The organism is Microbacterium sp. UBA3394, from assembly GCF_002358725.1.
Classification (GTDB): domain Bacteria; phylum Actinomycetota; class Actinomycetes; order Actinomycetales; family Microbacteriaceae; genus Microbacterium; species Microbacterium luteum.
In genome coordinates, this window is sequence record NZ_DEPK01000204.1 from 10489 (window position 1) to 11551 (window position 1063).

At 69.9% G+C, this 1063-nt stretch carries 2 protein-coding genes; both read left to right on the forward strand.

What is annotated here, in order from left to right; all coding sequences use genetic code 11:
- Positions 1–18: 18 nt before the first annotated feature.
- A complete protein-coding gene (locus B4E30_RS12855; protein WP_194384638.1) occupies positions 19–243 on the forward strand; it encodes a hypothetical protein in 225 nt (74 codons plus the stop codon).
- Between the two features lie 55 nt (positions 244–298).
- On the forward strand, positions 299–1063 hold a 765-nt coding region (locus tag B4E30_RS12860), incomplete at its 3' end, for a siderophore-interacting protein (RefSeq protein WP_286795495.1).

A 1063-nucleotide genomic window follows, 5' to 3' on the forward strand; every position in this document is an offset into this window, starting at 1 on the left:
TGCCCGTAGGCTGGCGACATGTCTGAACCTCGCACCGGGTTTCCGCGCGGCCGGCTCCAGTGGCTGCTCGGCACCGTTCTGCTGTTCGTCGTCGGCGTGCTGATCGGGCTGATCCTGCAGAACGTGTGGCTCGGCGTGATCCTCGCCGGGGCGATCTCGATCGGATGGCTCATCGCGTACGAATCCTGGCGCGGTCGCCGGGTCGGCCTCGAGGATCCCGACGACGACGGCGCACAGGTCTGAACCGATCGTTCGAGGTCAGACGCCTCCAAGCCGACTTAGGCTAGCCTAAGTCACGATGACTTCCTCGGCTGAGACACCCACTTTCCGCATCGAACGCCGGCCACTCGAGCTCCGGTTCCGGTGGACGACGCTGACCGCCCGGGAGTGGCTCACTCCCGAGTACGTGCGCGTGCGACTGACCGGCGACGACCTGGTCGGCTTCACCTCGCTGGGCGCCGACGACCACATCCGCGTCTTCTTCCCCGACGGCGAGACCTCGACGGTGGAAGAGCTCCGTTCCTCGCCGAGCCGGGAGTACACCCCCCTCGCATGGGACGCCGACGAGGGATGGCTCGACCTGGAGTTCGCCGTCCACGGCGACCAGGGCGTCGGCGCGCCCTGGGCGGCCCACGCTCCCCTCGGCTCTCCGGCGGGCGTGGGCGGACCGCGCGGCTCCGCGGTCATGGCCGGACGACCCGACGCCTGGTTCCTCGCCGGGGACGAGACGGCCGTTCCCGCGATGCGCCGCTTCGTCGGACTGATGGATGCCGACGCGGTCGGACGCATCCTGATCGAAGTGGCGGGGCCAGACCGTGAGCTGCCGCTGCAGAACGTGCCCGCGGGAGTGACGGTCTCGTTCGTCCATCGGGGCGACGGTCCCTCGGGCACGGCTCTCGCCGCGACACTCGACGGGATCGGAGCGGACGAGCGACCAGACGGCGCCGCCTTCGGATTCGTCGCCGCCGAGCAGGCGATCGTGAAGAGCGGACGGGCGCTTCTGCGCGAGCGCTGGATGCTTCCGGCGGAGCAGATCGTGGTCAAGGGCTACTGGAAGCGCGGC

Excerpts from the sequence above, each read along its gene's own strand:
- B4E30_RS12855 (WP_194384638.1), top strand. The coding sequence starts at position 19 with ATGTCTGAACCTCGCACCGGGTTTCCGCGCGGCCGGCTCCAGTGGCTG.